The organism is Pseudomonas viridiflava (assembly GCF_001642795.1).
GTDB classification, from domain to species: domain Bacteria; phylum Pseudomonadota; class Gammaproteobacteria; order Pseudomonadales; family Pseudomonadaceae; genus Aquipseudomonas; species Aquipseudomonas viridiflava.
Genome location: NZ_LKEH01000043.1, coordinates 324,412 through 341,314, shown reverse-complemented (window position 1 = coordinate 341,314; position 16,903 = coordinate 324,412). Strand labels below are relative to the sequence as shown.

12 protein-coding genes are annotated in these 16,903 nt (G+C 60.7%); 4 read left to right on the top strand and 8 right to left on the bottom strand.

The window, feature by feature from the left end:
• Positions 1 to 7: 7 nt before the first annotated feature.
• The 5 genes from AO065_RS26790 to AO065_RS21740 are packed head-to-tail and all read right to left on the bottom strand — an operon-like array spanning position 8 to position 3,562.
• A complete protein-coding gene (locus tag AO065_RS26790; protein ID WP_004882896.1) occupies positions 8 to 157 on the bottom strand; it encodes a DUF2256 domain-containing protein in 150 nt (49 codons plus the stop codon).
• Positions 154 to 1,692, bottom strand: a complete 1,539-nt coding sequence (locus tag AO065_RS21755; protein WP_004882893.1) for a cryptochrome/photolyase family protein — start codon at positions 1,690 to 1,692, stop codon at positions 154 to 156. Before AO065_RS21755 ends, AO065_RS26790 begins: the two co-directional genes overlap by 4 nt.
• A gap of 37 nt (positions 1,693 to 1,729) precedes the next feature.
• Positions 1,730 to 2,269 carry an NUDIX hydrolase gene (locus tag AO065_RS21750; RefSeq protein WP_004882892.1) on the bottom strand — a complete coding sequence of 180 codons (540 nt, stop codon included), beginning with the start codon at positions 2,267 to 2,269 and terminating at the stop codon, positions 1,730 to 1,732.
• 32 nt (positions 2,270 to 2,301) lie between these two features.
• Entirely contained in the window at positions 2,302 to 3,015 is a 714-nt protein-coding gene (locus AO065_RS21745; RefSeq protein WP_004882891.1) for an NUDIX hydrolase, read from the bottom strand.
• 1 nt (position 3,016) lies between these two features.
• Entirely contained in the window at positions 3,017 to 3,562 is a 546-nt protein-coding gene (locus AO065_RS21740; protein ID WP_004882889.1) for an adenylyltransferase/cytidyltransferase family protein, read from the bottom strand.
• Between the two features lie 186 nt (positions 3,563 to 3,748).
• On the opposite strand from AO065_RS21740, the gene AO065_RS21735 reads away from it, so the two are divergent.
• From AO065_RS21735 to AO065_RS21720, 4 genes are all read left to right on the top strand, one after another.
• The gene (locus AO065_RS21735) at positions 3,749 to 4,390 is read left to right on the top strand and encodes a nicotinamidase (RefSeq protein WP_004882888.1); all 642 of its coding nucleotides are present in this window, start codon (positions 3,749 to 3,751) and stop codon (positions 4,388 to 4,390) included.
• A gap of 16 nt (positions 4,391 to 4,406) precedes the next feature.
• On the top strand, positions 4,407 to 5,612 hold the full coding sequence (gene pncB / locus AO065_RS21730; RefSeq protein ID WP_004882887.1) for a nicotinate phosphoribosyltransferase: 1,206 nt from the start codon (positions 4,407 to 4,409) through the stop codon (positions 5,610 to 5,612).
• Between the two features lie 4 nt (positions 5,613 to 5,616).
• Positions 5,617 to 6,453, top strand: coding sequence for an ammonia-dependent NAD(+) synthetase (nadE, locus tag AO065_RS21725; RefSeq protein WP_004882886.1), 837 nt, complete (start codon positions 5,617 to 5,619; stop codon positions 6,451 to 6,453).
• A 256-nt stretch (positions 6,454 to 6,709) separates the two neighbouring features.
• Positions 6,710 to 7,981 (top strand): aspartate carbamoyltransferase, encoded by a 1,272-nt coding sequence (locus tag AO065_RS21720; RefSeq protein WP_032651237.1) that lies wholly within the window; start codon positions 6,710 to 6,712, stop codon positions 7,979 to 7,981.
• A gap of 33 nt (positions 7,982 to 8,014) precedes the next feature.
• Here the strand turns inward: AO065_RS21720 and AO065_RS21715 are convergent, their stop codons facing one another.
• From AO065_RS21715 to eprS, 3 genes are all read right to left on the bottom strand, one after another.
• On the bottom strand, positions 8,015 to 10,177 hold the full coding sequence (locus AO065_RS21715) for a TonB-dependent siderophore receptor (RefSeq protein ID WP_004882883.1): 2,163 nt from the start codon (positions 10,175 to 10,177) through the stop codon (positions 8,015 to 8,017).
• 437 nt (positions 10,178 to 10,614) lie between these two features.
• Positions 10,615 to 13,728, bottom strand: a complete 3,114-nt coding sequence (locus tag AO065_RS21710; protein ID WP_054540854.1) for an autotransporter domain-containing protein — start codon at positions 13,726 to 13,728, stop codon at positions 10,615 to 10,617.
• Between the two features lie 92 nt (positions 13,729 to 13,820).
• Positions 13,821 to 16,823: an autotransporter serine peptidase EprS gene (gene eprS / locus AO065_RS21705; RefSeq protein WP_004882872.1), complete on the bottom strand. Its 3,003-nt coding sequence runs from the start codon at positions 16,821 to 16,823 to the stop codon at positions 13,821 to 13,823.
• Between the last annotated feature and the right edge of the window lie 80 nt (positions 16,824 to 16,903).

Below are 16,903 nucleotides of genomic sequence, written 5' to 3'. Positions count from 1 at the left end.
ATCTTCGTCAGTTGGTCGAGGCAGGTTTCGCTTTGTGCCGTCGACAGCGCTCTGAGCAGTAGCGCACCTCATCCCAACAGCGCGCCCATTTTTTCCGCCAGGTGAACGGTAGCCCGCACACGACGCAAGTCTTGACTGGAAGCTCGCTCTTTTTCAAATCGACTCCCCGGCATCCAGTCTGGCGAGCAGCGTCTGGCCTCGATCCCAAAGGGCGTCCAGCTTGGCGTCGTTCATGCGGTCGAGGTTTTTGTACACCATGCCGAGGCGTTGATTGCTGCGCAGCAGGTCGCCGTGGCGCATCAGGAAATGCCAGTACAGCGCGTTGAACGGGCAGGCGTCTTCGGTGGTGCTTTCGCTAACCTTGTAGTGGCAGTCGCGGCAGTAATTGGACATGCGCTTGATGTACTGGCCGCTGGCGCAGTAAGGCTTGGAGCCCAGATACCCGCCGTCGGCGTGCATGACCATGCCCAGCGTGTTGGGCAGCTCGACCCAGTCGAAGGCGTCCATGTAGATCGCCAGATACCATTCGCAGATTTCAGTCGGTGCGATGCCAGCGAGCAGGGCGAAGTTGCCGGTCACCATAAGGCGTTGAATGTGGTGCGCGTAGGCGTATTCCAGGCTTTGGCCGATGGCTTGGCGCATGCAGTTCATCTTCGTGTCACCGGTCCAGTAAAACTCTGGAAGCGGCCGGGTGTTGCCGAACCGGTTGCCGGTGGCGTATTCAGGCATTCTCAGCCAGTACACGCCGCGCACGTATTCGCGCCAGCCGATCAACTGGCGGATGAAGCCCTCGGCGGCATTCAGGGCAATCTGCCCCGACCAGTAAGCGGCTTCCACATCGCTGCACACCTGACGCAGATCCAGTAGACCGATGTTCAGTGCGGCGCTGATGCGGGCGTGGAACAGGAACGGCTCGTTGCTGGCCATTGCATCTTGATAGTCACCGAAGGCGGCCAGACCGAAATCCAGAAAGTACGCCCAGAGCGCCTGGGCATCGGCGTGGGTGACCGGGTAATCGAACGTGTCCACAGCGCCGTAGTGGCTGGCGAAGCGCTCTTTCACCAGCGTCATGACCTGCCGGGTGATGGCGTCTGGCGCGAAGCGTGCGGGGTAGGGCGCGGTGACGCCTTTGGGCAGCGCCTTGCGGTTTTCGGCATCGAAGTTCCAGGCGCCGCCCACTGGCGTACCGTCGCCATTGAGCAGCAGCCCGCTCTTGCGGCGCATTTCGCGGTAGAAGAATTCCATGCGCAGCTGCTTCTTGCCCTGCGCCCAGTTCGAGAATTCGGTGCGCGAACACAGGAAGCGGCCATCGACATGCCACTGGATCGGCAGGTCCGTGTCCCTGATCGACTGCTCCAGACGCCAGTCGCCGCATTCGGTGATGTGCACTTCGTCAGCCTGCAACAGCGACTGCCAGCGGCGCAGCTCGCCGGGCACCGAGCCTGTGTTGTCCGGATCATCAAGGGCGACGTACTCCACCTGAAAGCCGCGTTCGTGCAGCGCTTCTGCGAAGTGGCGCATGGCGCTGAAGATCAGGATGATCTTTTGCGGGTGATGCGGCACATGGGTGGCTTCTTCCATCACTTCGACCAGCAGAACCGTGTCGCATTCTGCGTTCAGATCCTGCAGCGACGCCAGGTCGAAAGACAACTGATCGCCGAGGACAAGGCGCAGACGTTGAGGTGCTTTCATTCGGGCAGGATCCGGAAATGCAGCGAAAGGGTGATCATCAGGTATCGGCGTGGCAGCTCAGCAGGGTCAAGGCTGACAGCGTGTGGCCATCGGTGATTTCGCCTCTGAGGATCAGGTGCTGAACGTCTTTAAGGCTCTTGATCATGATGTTATCCACCTCGCCGTCGGTTTCTCCGCTGACGTCGCCCGACACCTCGACGATGCACACGGAAACGGCGCTGGCCAGCAGTGAAGTGTTGCTGTGCAGCTTGCCGACCTCGGTGGTTTTCAGGGCCTCCATGCCGGTTTCCTCAAGCAGCTCGCGTACGGCAGCTTCCACAGCGGTTTCTCCATCGTCGATCTTGCCGCGCGGGAACTCGATGGACATCTGGCCGATGGCGCGACGCATCAGCGACGCGAGCACCACACGGCCGTCCGGCAGAACGGGCACAACCACTACGCCGTTGATGGGATTGGGCTCTTTGATGATCTTGTAGCCCTGGCCTTCGGGCCGGGTTCCGTCATTGACGTCGATAACGTCGAAGAACCGGGTGCTCAACAGGGTGGTGACAACGGGTTCTTTCGTGGGTGCGCTCATGTGCATGTCCTTGGCTGGCTCATCATGTCTTTTCAGGCAAACGAACGATCGAAGTAGAAAATCCTGCCAGGCTTGAGGTTCTCGACTGTAGCCTGGGCCTTGATGCCTTCGCCGGACTTCTTGCGTCCGGTTTCCTTTATGTAGCCTTCTTCCGTCAGCTTGATCAGCCGCTGGCGCATGCTCGACTTGAGGACCGGTCGACCCAGCGCCACAGAGTAAATGGCTGTCGCTTCAGGCGCGCTGAATTCACTCCCCAGAAACAGCAGGGGCAGGCTGGAGTAGAGCGACTTCGAATACAAACGTTCAGCGGTCTGATCAATGAGGTCGTTGTGGTCGAAGGGCAGCAGGCTTTCGCGGCTCAACAGCGCCTGAAGCGGCACGAATTTCTGTCGCTCGTTCAGGTTGGCATCCTGATCCAGAATGGCGAGGTAGAAGGTCGAAGACGACCAGCATCTGGGATCACGAAATGCATTGCCCACGGTGCCGACCTGCTCGATATAGCCAAGCCTGACGCCGATCTTTTCCGACTCGATCAGGCGCTTGACCCCGGCGTCCATAGACACATCGCGCACTTCGCCATTGAGTACCAGGCCTGGCAGCGCCCAGCTTTCCGCGAAAGGTTCGCTGGGGCGTTTGTGCAGCAAAACTTCGAGCGCCAGGGTCTTGCGGCAGTAGCGCAGGACGACGAGGTCGATGGTGTGCAGATAGTCCATTTTCGGCGGGGTGTCGTGTTCGGTCTGGCTCATGTCAAACGGCACCTGATGCGTAAATATCGTAGTTTACCGGATCAAGGCCCGGCGCAATCCAGTGAGTCGGAAGCGGGGAACCTTCCAGCAGTTGCTTGCGTAAGGCAGTGCTGCGTACGCCAATCTGTTCGGGGGCGATGATCACCGAGAAGGTTTCAAGCAGCTCGGGTCCCAGGTAAAAGCCGGGCAGGGCGTCAGCCACGTCCTGACCGACCACCAGTGCGATGCTTTTCGGCGCGCAGCCGGTAGTGTTCGCAAGCCAGGTCAGCAGGTTGAAACTGTAGACAGGTCCCGGGCTCTGGCTGAAGAGTTCGCGTTCGATATCGCTGACCGACAGCTCACCGCCGCATTGATTGCGGACGTTGTCTGTGATCAGGCGCAGCCACTGAAGACGAAGGTCGTAATCCACCATGACCTTGCCATAAGGGTGCTTATAAGACGGCACCACCATCGTGAGCCTTGCCTGTCGGGAGGCGTGAATCATGACATTGGCATGGCCGGCGTGGGGTGGATTGAATGCTCCACCATAGACTGCGATCTCGAACATGGCGTTCTCCTTTTAATCAAAAAGTACACTAGGTGTACTAAATGATCAATCGACTTTTTGCATGGCGTGGACACGATCATCCTTCATGAGAAGATTTGTGAGGCTAATTTGAAAACAGGTTTAAATTAGTGTTGACCATAAAGTACATCAGGTGTACTTTGTGGTCATGCAAACGAGGAACACATCATGAATGCCAACAAGATCAAGACTGCTTCGTTCGATGTCGATGCCCAAAAAAGCTTCACGCCGTTGTGCCCTGACGAGCTGCCCGTCAGCGGGGGTGATCAGATTGGTGAGGCGCTCAACTTCATGGCGACCCTTGCCCGCCTGCGTCTGGGCAGCAAGGATGCCCACGCGGTGAATGCGCCCTGGATCGTTGAAACCCATGAAGGCATGCTCCAGCCAACCGGACTGAAGCACGCCGACCTGACCTGGGTGAGCCACTGCATACCGGGCACCGAAGGCTTCAAGTTGCTGGATGTGTTGCCTCAACCGCTCGAATACGATTACTTCGTCTGGAAGGGCGTAGAGCCGGATCTGCATCCTTACGGAGCGGTTTGGCATGATCTGGATGAAAAACTGTCTACAGGCGTTATCGAGTACCTGAAAGCCAACGGCATCGAGCGCGTGATCGTCGGCGGCCTAGCGCTGGACTTCTGCGTCAAGACCACCGCCCTGCAGTTGGCCAGAGCCGGATTTGTCGTGGTGCTTTATGTGCCTGCCTGCCGGGGCATCAGCGAAGAGGGTTCGCTGGCGGCGCTGGCCGAGATGGCGCAAGCCGGCATTCTGATTGCCAATAATCCGCAAGAATTGACCGAACTGGCCTGAGGCCTGGGAGACAGACATGGAAAGTGTTTACGACTTCAGCAAACCGATTGTTCGTTCGCCGACTGACGACGACATGTACAAGCTGTCGATGGGGCAGGCGATCTATCACGCCTATCCCAGCGCCGATACCGAATGGGCGCTGCGGGTTCGCTCTCAGGACGATCTGACGCCGTACATCAACGAAATCCGCGAAGCAGTCGATCAGCTTCAGGAGCTGGAAAGCAGTCAGGACATGCTGCGTCATCTGCGTGGCATTCCTTACATCAGCACCGACTATATCGACTACCTGGAAGACTTCCGGCTCAAGCCGCGCTTCGTGAAAGTCGGAGAGAAAGACGGCCAGCTGGAAATCCGTGCACGCGGTCCGTGGGTTGGCGTCTCGCCGTTCGAGGTCAAGATTCTTGCCATCGTCAGCGAGATCCGTAACCGCCACGTCTACCCGGATCTGTCTCTGGAGCAGGTGCGTGAAAGTCTTTACAAGAAATTCGACTGGTTGAAAGCCAACGCCACGACAGAAGAACTGGCGGCGTTCAAGGTCGCTGACTTCGGTACGCGTCGCAGGATTTCCTACCTGGCGCAGGAAGAAGTCGTGCGCACCATGATGCGCGACTTTCCCGGTGAGTTCGTCGGCACCAGCAACATTCAACTGGCCCGCGAATTCAATATCCGCGCCGTGGGCACGCAGGCTCACGAATGGTTTCAGGCGCACCAGCAACTGGGGCCGCGTCTGGTCGACAGCCAGAAAGCCGCGCTGGATGGCTGGATCAAGGAGTACCGTGGTGATCCGGGGTTGACGCTGGCCGACTGCATCAATCAGGACGCCTTCCTGCGCGATTTCGATTCGTACTACGCCAAGCTATTCGATGGCTGCCGTCACGACTCGGGTGATCCGCTGGTGTGGGGCGACCGCATGATCGCGCACTACGAATCACTGCGCATCGACCCGCAGACCAAGACGCTGATCTTCAGCGACGGCCTGAATCTGGGCGACAAGGCGCTGCGGATCCTGCGTCACTTCCGGGGACGCATCAACGTTTCGTTCGGCATCGGCACCGACCTCACCAACGGCGTCGAAGGCGTGAAGCCGCTGAGCATCGTGATGAAAATGGTCAACTGTCAGGGTCAACCGGTGGCGAAGATTTCCGATGCGCCGGGCAAGAGCCAGTGCGAATCGCCGGAGTTTCTGTCGTACCTCAAGCAGGTTTTTCAGGTCAAGGAGTGAAATCATGAATACGCAAAGCCGTCTGCAAACCGAGATCCAGTCAGCCCTTCGCATTGACCGAGGCATCAACGACGTTGACAGCGTGAACGCCGAAATCGCCCGACGCATCGGCTTTATCAAAGGCGTGCTGCTCGAGTCCGGTGCGAAAGCACTGGTGCTGGGCATCAGTGGCGGGGTGGATTCCTCGACCACCGGACGCCTTTGCCAGCTCGCCGTCAACGAACTGAAAGCAGCTGGGCACGCAGTAAAGTTCGTCGCCGTGCGGCTGCCTTACAAGACTCAGGCCGATGAACACGATGCTCAGGCGGCATTGAGCTTTATCCAGCCAGACCTGATCACCAGCGTGAACATCGCTGGTGCGGTCGACAGCGTGATGGGCGAAATCTCCATAGAAGGTCTGGAGCCGAGCCCGGAGCTCACCGACTTCGCCAAGGGCAACGTCAAGGCCCGCACCCGGATGCTGGCGCAGTATGCGATTGCCAACTTCGTCGGCGGTCTGGTGGTCGGCACCGACCACGCCGCTGAAGCCGTGATGGGGTTCTTCACCAAGTTCGGCGACGGCGCCTGCGACCTGGCACCCCTGAGTGGCCTCACCAAGGGACAGGTCCGTCTGATCGCAGGCGCTCTGGGTGCTCCGGCCCACCTTGTGAGCAAAGCCCCGACAGCCGACCTTGAAGATCTGGCCCCGGGCAAGCTGGACGAAGTGGCCTACGGCTGCACCTACGACGACATCGACAACTACCTGCTGGGCAAGGACGTGTCGGCGTCGGCTGCGGCGATCATCGAAGCGGCTTACCGCAAGACCGCCCACAAGCGTGAGTTGCCGATCTCTCCTGTCTGAGGTCTTGCGCTGATCACCGATCCATCTGCGTCGCCAGTTCCACCTGGGACGCAGAGCGTCCCGGGCTGCGCGCCCACGCGGAGCATCGGCACGATCAGTTTGAGGTGATCGTTCCTCACGCTCCGCGTGGGAATGCCTCTTGGGACGCTCCGCGTCCGGCGTACTCAACGATGCCGACTAATTAGGTACGTACGCTTGATTTGTGTTGGTAAGAAGTTGAGCATACGCAGTGTGTATACCTGACTCGGTCTTCCTCATGTCCCAACAAGTCTTCCTCCGCGACGCCATGCGCCGTCTCAATTTCACCCGCGACGGGCTCGCCCAGCGTCTTGGTGTCTCACGCCGTGCGCTGGACAGTTGGCTGCTGCCTGACGATTCCGCTGAAATGCGCAAGATGCCGGACATCGCGCAACGCTTCGTTCTGGAGATTCTGAAGGGCAGTGCAGTTGCCTCGCAGCATGCAGACTCACGGCCGCAGGGCAACGAGGAAGTTGCCCGGCATCTGCTCTCGGTCGAGACCTACACCCGAGAGTCGGTGGAAGAACTTTTGCGTATCGCCGACATGATGCAACCGGTGGCCCGCCGCCAGAAAACCACTCGCGTGCTCGAAGGGGCCGTGCTGGCGAATCTGTTTTTCGAGGCCAGCACTCGCACGCGACTGAGCTTCGCCTCGGCCTTCGCCAGGTTGGGCGGGTCTGTGTGCGATACCACCGGATTCACCTTTTCATCGATGGCCAAAGGCGAGTCTGTCGCCGACACCAGCCGCGTCATCAGCGGCTACGCCGACATCATCGTCGTGCGCCATCCCGAACTGGGCGCGGTCGCCGAGTTCGCCGAAGCCACTCACGTTCCGGTGGTCAACGCGGGCGATGGTCCGGGCGAACATCCGAGTCAGGCACTGCTGGACCTCTACACCATCCAGCGCGAATTTTCGCGGCTCGACAAACTGGTCGATGGCGCACATATCGCCTTCGTCGGTGACCTGAAATACGGGCGAACCGTGCACTCGTTGAGCAAGCTGCTGGCGCTCTATCGCAACCTGACCTTCACGCTGGTTTCGCCCACTGCGCTGGCGCTTCCCGAACATCTGGTGCAGTACCTGGCGGACAAGGGGCATCGCGTCGAGCAGACCCAAGACCTGGCCAACGGCTTGAAAGGCGCCGACGTGGTTTACGCGACGCGCATTCAGAAAGAGCGTTTCGCCGAACAGGAAACGCTGGAAGGTTACAGCGCTGACTTTCAGGTCAATCAGGCGCTGGTCAACGCGGTGTGCGGTGCCAATACCCTGATCATGCACCCGCTGCCGAGGGACTCCCGCCCCGATGCCAATGATCTGAGCACCGACCTGAATCTCGACTCACGGCTGGCCATCTTCAAACAGACCGACAACGGCATTGCCGTGCGCATGGCGATCTTTGCGTCGCTGCTGGGGGTTGAAGATCAGGTCCAGCGGTCACTGCGTGATGTGGGGTGGCGTGTCCCGATCTATCTGGGGCCGGATGAGGTGGTGCCTTATCGCGAGCAGTGATGGGCCATCCATGGCCGCCCGGAACAGGGTGAATCAGAACGTGTATTTGGCCGTCAACGTGAAGTTGCGCGGATCGCCATAGGTGTCGGTTGAACCCCACACCGAACTGGTACCAATCGCCGCGTAGTAGACCCGGTCGAACACGTTGTTGGCGTTCAGTTGCAGGTCCAGATGCTTGTTGACCTGATAACCGGCCATCAGGTCGGCGACGGCGTAGCTGCCCTGTTCCAGACGATAGCTGCCGTCGGTGAGGGCGATGTCGTTGTACATGCGGCTCTGCCAGTAGACGTTGCCACCCACGCGCAGTCTCTCCAGCGGGCCTTGAAAGCGGTACATCGTCGACACCTTGAACAGGTGTTCAGGCGTGTCGGTGTCGAAGCGCTGGTTCTTGTTCGCCGGGTCGGCATCCTTCACGTAATGGGCGCGGGTAAAGGTGTAGCCAGCGCCCACCTGCCAGTTCTCGGTCAGTGCGCCCTGCAGCTCCATGTCGATACCCTGACTGCGCACCAGGCCTGACGCGTCGTAGCAGGTGAGCACCGGGCAGCCTGCCTGAGTCGAGGTCTGGGTTCCGAGATTGGTCTGGTCGGTGCGGAATACCGCCAGGCTGGCGTTGAGGGCGCCGTTGAAGTACTCGCCCTTGATGCCGACTTCATAGTTCTCGCCGACGACGGGCTTGAGCTGCGCGCCGGACAAGTCCTGGTAACTCTGTGGCTGGAAGATGTCGGTGTAGCTGGCATACACCGAGTAGGTGTCGTCCAGTTTGTAGATCAGGCCGCCATACCGCGTCACGTTTTTTGTGACCTTGTAGTCGCCATCGCCGGTGCGATCATCGTAGTCGTACCAATCGAGGCGTCCGCCGAGAATCATCGTCAATGGATCGGCCAGACTCAGACGTGTGGTGAGGTAGACGCCTTCCTGCGTGGCGACGCTGTGCAGGTTGCCGTCACGTACGAAGTTCGGCTTCGGCGCGGCAATCGGCAGGCCAGTGTCGTAGGGGCTGTATTCCTTGCTGTCCTTGTCATAGACGCGCCGACTGGCGCCAACGACCAGTTCGTGGGTGCGGCCCAGAGCCTGGAAAGGGCCGCTGGCGAAGGCATCGAAAGCGGTCTGTTTTTCCTCGGGGCGCGACTGATAGGCTGTGGTCTCCAGCGGGCCGTTGTAGCGCGACAGGTAGGTACCCGAGAACAGGGCGTCCAGCGAAGAAGCGGTGCCGGCCAGGTGCAGTTTCCAGTCGTTGTCGAAACGGTGTTCCAGTTCGGCAAAGACCGTATCGATCTGCAGTTTCTTCTTTTCCCAGTCGGAGCCGGGGTAGGTGGAGCGGGGCAGGTCCAGGTGGTGACCATCGGTGCCCAGCGGCAGGCCGCCCCAAAAGAAGTTGGTTTCGTCTTCCTGACGCGAATAGCCCAGCGTGGCGGTTGTGGCGTCGCTCAGATCAGCTTCGACCACGCCGTAAAACAGGCCGTGATCACTCTCTTCCTTGTCGCGAAAACTGTTGGCGTCCTGATAGGAACCAACCACGCGGCCGCGCAGGGTGCCGCTGTCGTTCAGCTTGCTCGATGCATCGAACTCGCCGCGATAGTTGTCCCAGGTCCCGGCACTGCCGGTGAGCGTGACTTGTGGCTCTGCCGTCGGACGCTTGCGCACCATATTGATGGCTGCCGACGGATTGCCAGCGCCGGTGATCAGACCGGTGGCGCCGCGAATCACTTCGACGCGGTCGAACATCGCCAGATTCGGCTGCACGCCTGCCGTGAAGCCTGAGTAAGAGGCGGGGATGCCGTCGTACATGATGTTGTCGATGTCGAAGCCGCGGGACGTGTAGGTCTGTCGGCCCGGTCCGCTGGCCTGGCTGAGGAACAGACCGGGCGTATTCCTGACCACGTCGTTGACGCTGGTCATGGCCTGGTCGTCCATGCGCTGGCGGGTGATGACCGTCACTGCTTGTGGCGTTTCGCGCATGCTCAGGGGCAGTTTGGTGGCCGTCTGCATGACACCGGTGGTGTAGGAGCCGGAGCCTTCGGTGGTCGTGCCCAGACGGTCATCGCTGATTTCGGTAGCCCCCAGTTCCAGCGTGCCGGTCGCTTGCGCAGGTTGAGTTTCTGCGGCGAAAACCACCTGAGAGGTCGCTATCCCGATGCCGATGGCCAACAGGCATGGCGTGAAACGAAAACGGCTTTGCAGTTGCTGGCCCGACATGACCTGACACTCCCTGAACGCCTTCCGTGGCCGCATGATAATGTTGATAAGAACGATTCGCGTTAGTGTGACAGATTGTTTCTGTGGGAAAAAGCCTACGTGGACAAATACTTAACAAAATTTTCACATTTCCTGGTCGGGCGAATAATCAAGGCTGATGGGCGTTTCGAGGAAAAAGGAGGGGGTAACGAGCAGCGGGTGGGATTCAGACTGTGTGATACATAAGCTGAGTTATCGCGGGTCGGGGAGGCCCCATCACGTATTCGACGCAGCACAGTCGCGCAGCAAAAACCGGACCGTGGGAGGCGGCTTGCCGGCGATGAACGATGACGCGATTTTTCTGACAAACCGCGTCGACTGCATCGCCGGCAAGCCGCCTCCCACGGAGGTAGCGTTGTTTCACAACCTCACGATGTGCCTCATGAGCCAGGCATCAATCAGAACTGCCAGTCCAGCGACAAGCCCACGCCATGAGTCTTGTCACGCGAACCCAGCAGGCCGTTGTAGTCCAGGTTGACCCGCGCATCCTTGCCCAGTGCGAGACTTGCGCGGGCACCGACGACCGCAGCGTCACGGTCCATCGAAACGCTTTGCACCGCGAAGGTGTTCACGCCACTGGCGAACGACAGATGTTGATCGGACGAGGTGTCGTTCAGGTTGTGCTGCCAGCCCAGTGTTGCCGAGACGTCCAGCTTCTGCGTGTCGTTGAGGTTGAAGCGGTTGCCTGCGCGCACACCCAGCGTGGACAGCACGGTGTCGCGCGTATCGTCACCGCCCTTGAGTGCGGTGGCACCGCCTTTCTCGGTGAAGCTGTCGCTGTCCAGGTGCACATAAGCCAGGTTGGCGAACGGCTCCAGGGCCAGCGGTTGCAGGTTCAGACGATACGCCGCTTCGGTGAAGACCTGAGTGGACTGCGCATCACGCTTGACCTTCTGACGGTCCGAGAAAGGACCGAATTGCAGATCACGCTTCACGTCGATCCGGTGCCAGCTGTGGGACGCGCCCGCTGTCAGACGCATTGCACCCTGTTCGTGCCCGATATACGCACCCAGATGGTAGCTGTCAGCCGATGCCCGGGAATGGGTGTCATCGCCCAGGCTCAACGACGTATCGCTGTAACCGGCCATTGCGCCCAGTCGCGTGTGCTCGCTGATAAGACCGTCGACGCCCGCGAGCAAGCCGCCCAGTGATGACGTCGGGCTGGCACCGTCGCTGCTGCCGCTGTTCTTGCCCCAGGCGCCCAGTGCCTTGACCCAGACATTGTTGTCATCGCTGCCCGGTGCAGGCTGGTCGTACAGGCCCGCGACCCGCAGACGATCACCCACGGCATCACGCAACTGACGACTGTCATTGATCAGTTGGGTCGCGATGGCCGGATGCACTTCACCCGACAGTTGCGTGAAAGCGCGACGCGCTGTGCTTGTGTCAGGGCTCAACGCCACGCTCTCGTACACCGCGTTTCCGGCGCCCAATTGCTCGATGGCCGAGGCAACGCTGCGCTGATTGGACGTCTGTGCCACGCTGGCGAAGCTGTTTCCGTTACGCTCGACGGCCAGGGTGATACCCGTGCCGGTATAGGCCAGGTTTCCGCTCAGAAACGCAGTGTTGGTCAGGACCGAACCAAACTGACCCTGAACACCGCCAGCAGCCTGCAGCACATCGAACGGCCGGTTGAGGATGCTGTTGGTCTGGCTGCTGCTCAACAGTGACGGGTCGGTCTCCAGTGCCAATGCCATGGTTGCACCGGTGACCGTAGCCTGACCGCCGACCACGAGTCGGTCGCTGCCAGCCGGGGACAGTTCCACCGAGTAGGTGGAGCCCGGTGCCAGCAGCAGATTGCCCGCGACTTGTAGCGTGCCGATCGAGTTGCCCGGCGCGACCGTACCGCCACGATTTGCGGTCAGTGCGCCGACGCTGCCATTGCCGCCCAGTACGCCGCTGTCATTGACGGTCACCGCCGATGCCAGCGAGCCGTTGATGGCCAGGCGACCCTGATTGACCAGCGTTGGCCCGCTGTAGGTGTTGGCGCCGGTCAGCATCAGCGTGCCGATACCTTGTTTGGTCAGGCCGCCATGCCCGGAAATATTGTTGCTCCAGACATCCAGCCCGCATTGCGGTCCGCTGCAGGTGCGCTGGGTGGGTTTGCCTGCATCGACCACGGCGCCGATGCCGGGAAGATCGACGACGAACTGACTGTCGCCGTAAGCGCCGTCGATACGGAATTCGGCTGGAATATCCGCCTCGGTCACCAGCATGCTCGGGCCGTTGACTGCCTTGCCCAGGTTGATCATGCCCCAACCGTACAGCGCGTCGATGCCCGGCGCGCCGAGGTCGGTGGCGGTGGTTTTCAGTACGTCGGCCACCTGTGCGCCGGTCATGTAAGGGAAGCGCTCCATCAGTACGGCGATGCTGCCCGCCACGTGCGGGGCCGCCATGGAGGTGCCATTCTTGTTGGCCCAATCGGTGGTCAGGTTTTCAAGGCTGTTGCCGTTGATCACCGAACTGAAAATGCGCGTGCCCGGTGCCGAGACGCAGAAGCTGGCGGTGTAGCCGCAGCGTGACGAGAAGGTGCTGAGCGTATAGGGCGTACTCACCGCAGCGGCGGCGTTCGGATTCACCTGCAGCGCTGCGACCGTCAACCAGTTCGGCGCGATCTCCGGCACAAAGTAGCCAAGCCCGGCCATGGCGTCGGGGTTGTTCAGGTTGTAATCGTTGCCCGCTGCGAAGATCGTCACCACGCCGCTGCGTGCTGCATCGATTGCGCCCTGATAGGCGCCGCCCGGACGCGTGCCGAGGATCTGACGGATCTGGTCGAACTGCAGTTGTGCGTCCTGCACAGTGAAATGTGGAAACGCGGGATCCTTTCCACCCTGGTCGAAGCGGTCAGTAATGCCGATGCCCCAGCTGTTGTTGATCACACGAGCGCCGCTGGCGACCAGAGCATTCCAGCCGGCCTGGTAGACCGCGCCGTCGTTGCCGAGCACGATGCCGTCTTCGGGACCCGGGTCGCCATTGTCGGCGCTGATGATCTGTGCGTTGAAGGCTACGCCATGCATGGGCCCGCCATCGCGGCTGCCGCCCGCAATTCCGCCGACGTGCGTACCGTGGTTACCCAGTTTGCCTCCGGAGTCCAGGGTCGGTGCGCCGTCGTAGCGAAACGCATCGCCAGCCTTCACCGGAATATACGGGTCGGTGTATTCGCGGATGCCGCTGGTGACCAGATTGATGACCTTGCCGGTGCCTGAGAACTCCGGGTGAGCGGCGTACACCGGCTGGTCGAAAATGCCCAGCTTGATGTCCTTGCCGGTGTAGCCCGCCGCATAGGCCTGATCGGCATTGATAGCGCCCAGTCCCCAGTCTGCGTTGAATTCGGCACTGCGCCAGCTGGCGGCATTGCCGGATTGTCCGGCCTCCACGTAAGGCGCAGCCTGCGCAACGCTCATGGTCGCGAGGTAGACCGCCAGTGCGCCGCAGGAGGCACGGTTGATCGCTCTGATGGACTGACGAAGGGAAGTGACAGAGGCCTGTCGGGTGATAAACGCATCGTTCATGAAACTACCGTCCTTAGTTGACGCACACAAAACCCCGCACGCATGCAGGTGCATGCGCGTTGTTCTTTTTTAAAGCGAGAGGCGTTAGGTAATCAGAACTGCCAGTTGAGGCTCAGCCCGACACCGTGGTTTTTTTCGCGACTGGCCAGTTGGCCGCTGTAATCCAGACTCACCCGGGCGTCCTTGCTCAACGCCAGACTGGCGTGGGCGCCGACCAGTGCCGCATCGCGCACCAGCGGTGAGCTTTCGATACCGAAGCTTGGGCCTCCGGAAGCGAACGCCAGGTGTTGCTGCGAGTCGGTGTCGCTCAGGTTGTGCTGCCAGCCGAGGCTGCCCGACAGCTCGAGTTTCTGCTGGTCAGTGAGGGAGATGGTTTTCAAAGCGCGTGCGCCGAGCTTGCTCAGTACGGCATCGCGTTTATCGCGGCCTGCCGACAAGGCGGCTGCGTCGCCTTTTTCGGTGAAGCCGTCAGTGGCCAGATGCACGTAGGTAAGGTTGGCGAAGGGTTCAATCGTCACTGGCTGCAAGCGGACGCGATACGCAGCTTCCGTGAACACCTGCGCAGTCTCTGCATCGTGTTTTGTCTTCTCACGGCCACTTGCGCCGCCGACCTGAACATCACGCTTGGCATCGATACGGTGCCAGCTGTAAGCGCTGCCCAGTGTCAGACGCAGCGCGCCGATTTCATGGCCGACATAAGCGCCCAGATGGTAGCTGTCGACCGAGGCACGTGAATGTGTGCCCGAACCCATGTTCAGCGAGCTGTCGCTGTAGCCTGCGACCAGACCCAGGCGGGTGTCGTCGGCCACGTTGCCATCGACACCGGCCAGCAGACCGCCAATAGACGTCGTATAGCCAGCGGTGTCATCGCGTGAATCGGTCTTGCCCCATGCGCCCAGCGCCTTGAGCCATACATTGTCCTGCGCCGGGGTGTTGCCGTCAGTGCCGAACACGCTGGCGTTCAGACGCTCGCCAACCGCATCACGCACCTGGCGACTGTCGTTGATCAGCACCGTGGCGATCGCCGGGTAAATCTCGCCGGACAACTGCTGGAAGCTGTTGCGTGCCGACGCGGCAGTGGGGGAGAGCAGCAGGTTCTCGTAAACGGCGTTTCCGGCGCCCAGTTGCTCGGCAGTCGTGGCAACTGCGGCCTGATTGGGCGTCTGCGCGACGCTGTCGAACGCGGCGGTGCGTTCGATATTCAGAGCGATGCCGGTGGCGGCATAATCGAGTCGGCCACCCAGAAACGCATAGCTGGACGACACACTGCCAAACTGGCCGCTGACGCCGTTGGCAGCCTGCAACACATTGAACTGACGACCTTCCAGCGTTTGGCCGGAGGTGGCGCTCAGAGCGATGGGCGTTTCATCCAGCGCCAGCGTCATGTTGGCGCCTGACACATTCGCACTGCCGGTGGCAACGATACGGTCGCTGGCTGTCGGCGAAAGCTCGACCGCGTAAGTCGATCCCGGCTCGAAAACCGCGTCGCCGTTGACCTGCAAGGTGCCCATGGAATTGCCCGGCGCAACGCTGCCGCCGCTGCGAGCCGTCAGCCCGCCGATCTGACCGTTACCTCCCAATGTGCCGCCAGCATTGACCTGCACGGCAGAGGTCAGCGAGCCGTTGACTGACAGCACTCCGCCATTGACCAGCGTGTCACCCCGATACGTGTTGGCACCGTCGAGAATCAGCCGGCCTGCGCCGGACTTGATCAGGCTGCCCTGGTACTGGCGCTGTGCAGCGGCGGCCGCCCGTGCGGTGCCGACGGCATAATCGGTCTGGTCCTGCTGACTGGCGGTTCTGGCCACGCCGTTCTGCCAGCCTTTACTGACCAGCGTCTGTTGCCATGTGGCTTGCTCGGTACGGTCTTCGGCCTGACGCTGGATCAGCGCCTGATCGGAAATGTCGTTGCTCCAGGTATCGGTCTGGCCTGCGCCCAGCGTCGCATCGAAGGTGCCGAGCAACTGACCCGGCCCGCGCATGGCCCGCTCCAGATTGGCCACGCCCCAGCCCACGTTGCCATTGGGTGCCTGGGTGACCGAACCGTCCAGTTGGGTCGCCGTGGTCAACAGCACCTGCAGCGCCTGCTCGTTGTTCATGTAGGGGAAGCGTTCCATCACCAGCGCGAGCGCACCTGTGGCGTGCGGCGCAGACATCGACGTACCGGACTTGATCCCATAACCACCGCCCGGCACGGTGCCGTTGATCAGGCGTCCGGGTGTGGTGATGCACCAGTATTTGGAGATGCCGCACTGGTTGTAACGTTGACCGTTGGTGTCGTCCAGGCCCGACACGGCGAGCCAGTGACCTTCCAGATCAGGTTGAAAATACGGTAGCGAGGCCCGCACGCTGGCATTGGCATAACCGCTGTTGCCTGCGCTGAACACATTGATCACGCCCTTGCGCGAGACGTTGGCTGCTTCGTCGAGCCAGGTGCCGCGGTTGTAGTGCTGGGCATAGGCGGCGCGCATGCCATCGTAGGTGGCGTAGGTCACGTCAGAGGGCTGGCTGCCCCAGCTGTTGTTGATGGCGCGCACACCGGCATCGGCCAGCGCGCCATACACCGCTCTGAAATATAGCGGGTCCGGGCTCGGGCCGAACAGAAAACTGTCGTTCTTGTTGGTGTTGCCGACGTAGACCTGCGCGTTGTATGCCACGCCATGCACACCGATGCCATCGCGGGCTGCGCCCATGGTGCCGGTTACGTGAGTACCGTGTGTGTCGTTGTTCGGGTTGATGGCACCGGTAACGCTGAACGGCGACCCATCGACATAGGTGCCGCTGGCGGTCACTGCGTGAAAACGCGACGGACTGGCTTCGGGGTGGGAAGGGTCGAAACCGGAGTCCAGCGCACCGATTTTCACGCCTGCGCCAGTGATGCCTGCCGCGTACGCTTGTTCGGCCTGAATACGGCCAAGTCCCCAGTCGCTCTGGAACTCGGCAGACCGCCAACTGGCAGCATCGCCCAACCTGCCTTGTTCGACGTAGTCGGCGTAGGCAGAACAGCCAAACGTGAAGGAAAGTGCGCAAAGAGCGCCTGTTGCAGCAGGTTTAATAGAATAACGGACAGCACTGACGGCTTTCGACTTTTGCATCCATGCACACCTTAAACTGATTAGCTCCCTATCGAGCGCCGTAAGAACATAGTCCGCACTTACTCGCTTGGCAACAGAAT

Bases quoted from the DNA above. Each gene is read 5' to 3' on its own strand.
- AO065_RS21720 (WP_032651237.1), top strand. From the start codon at position 6,710: ATGTCCCAACAAGTCTTCCTCCGCGACGCCATGCGCCGTCTCAATTTC.
- nadE (WP_004882886.1), top strand. From the start codon at position 5,617: ATGAATACGCAAAGCCGTCTGCAAACCGAGATCCAGTCAGCCCTTCGC.
- pncB (WP_004882887.1), top strand. From the start codon at position 4,407: ATGGAAAGTGTTTACGACTTCAGCAAACCGATTGTTCGTTCGCCGACT.
- AO065_RS21735 (WP_004882888.1), top strand. From the start codon at position 3,749: ATGAATGCCAACAAGATCAAGACTGCTTCGTTCGATGTCGATGCCCAA.
- AO065_RS21750 (WP_004882892.1), bottom strand. From the start codon at position 2,269: ATGAGCGCACCCACGAAAGAACCCGTTGTCACCACCCTGTTGAGCACC.
- AO065_RS21755 (WP_004882893.1), bottom strand. From the start codon at position 1,692: ATGAAAGCACCTCAACGTCTGCGCCTTGTCCTCGGCGATCAGTTGTCT.
- eprS (WP_004882872.1), bottom strand. From the start codon at position 16,823: ATGCAAAAGTCGAAAGCCGTCAGTGCTGTCCGTTATTCTATTAAACCT.
- AO065_RS21710 (WP_054540854.1), bottom strand. From the start codon at position 13,728: ATGAACGATGCGTTTATCACCCGACAGGCCTCTGTCACTTCCCTTCGT.
- AO065_RS21745 (WP_004882891.1), bottom strand. From the start codon at position 3,015: ATGAGCCAGACCGAACACGACACCCCGCCGAAAATGGACTATCTGCAC.
- AO065_RS21715 (WP_004882883.1), bottom strand. From the start codon at position 10,177: ATGTCGGGCCAGCAACTGCAAAGCCGTTTTCGTTTCACGCCATGCCTG.
- AO065_RS21740 (WP_004882889.1), bottom strand. From the start codon at position 3,562: ATGTTCGAGATCGCAGTCTATGGTGGAGCATTCAATCCACCCCACGCC.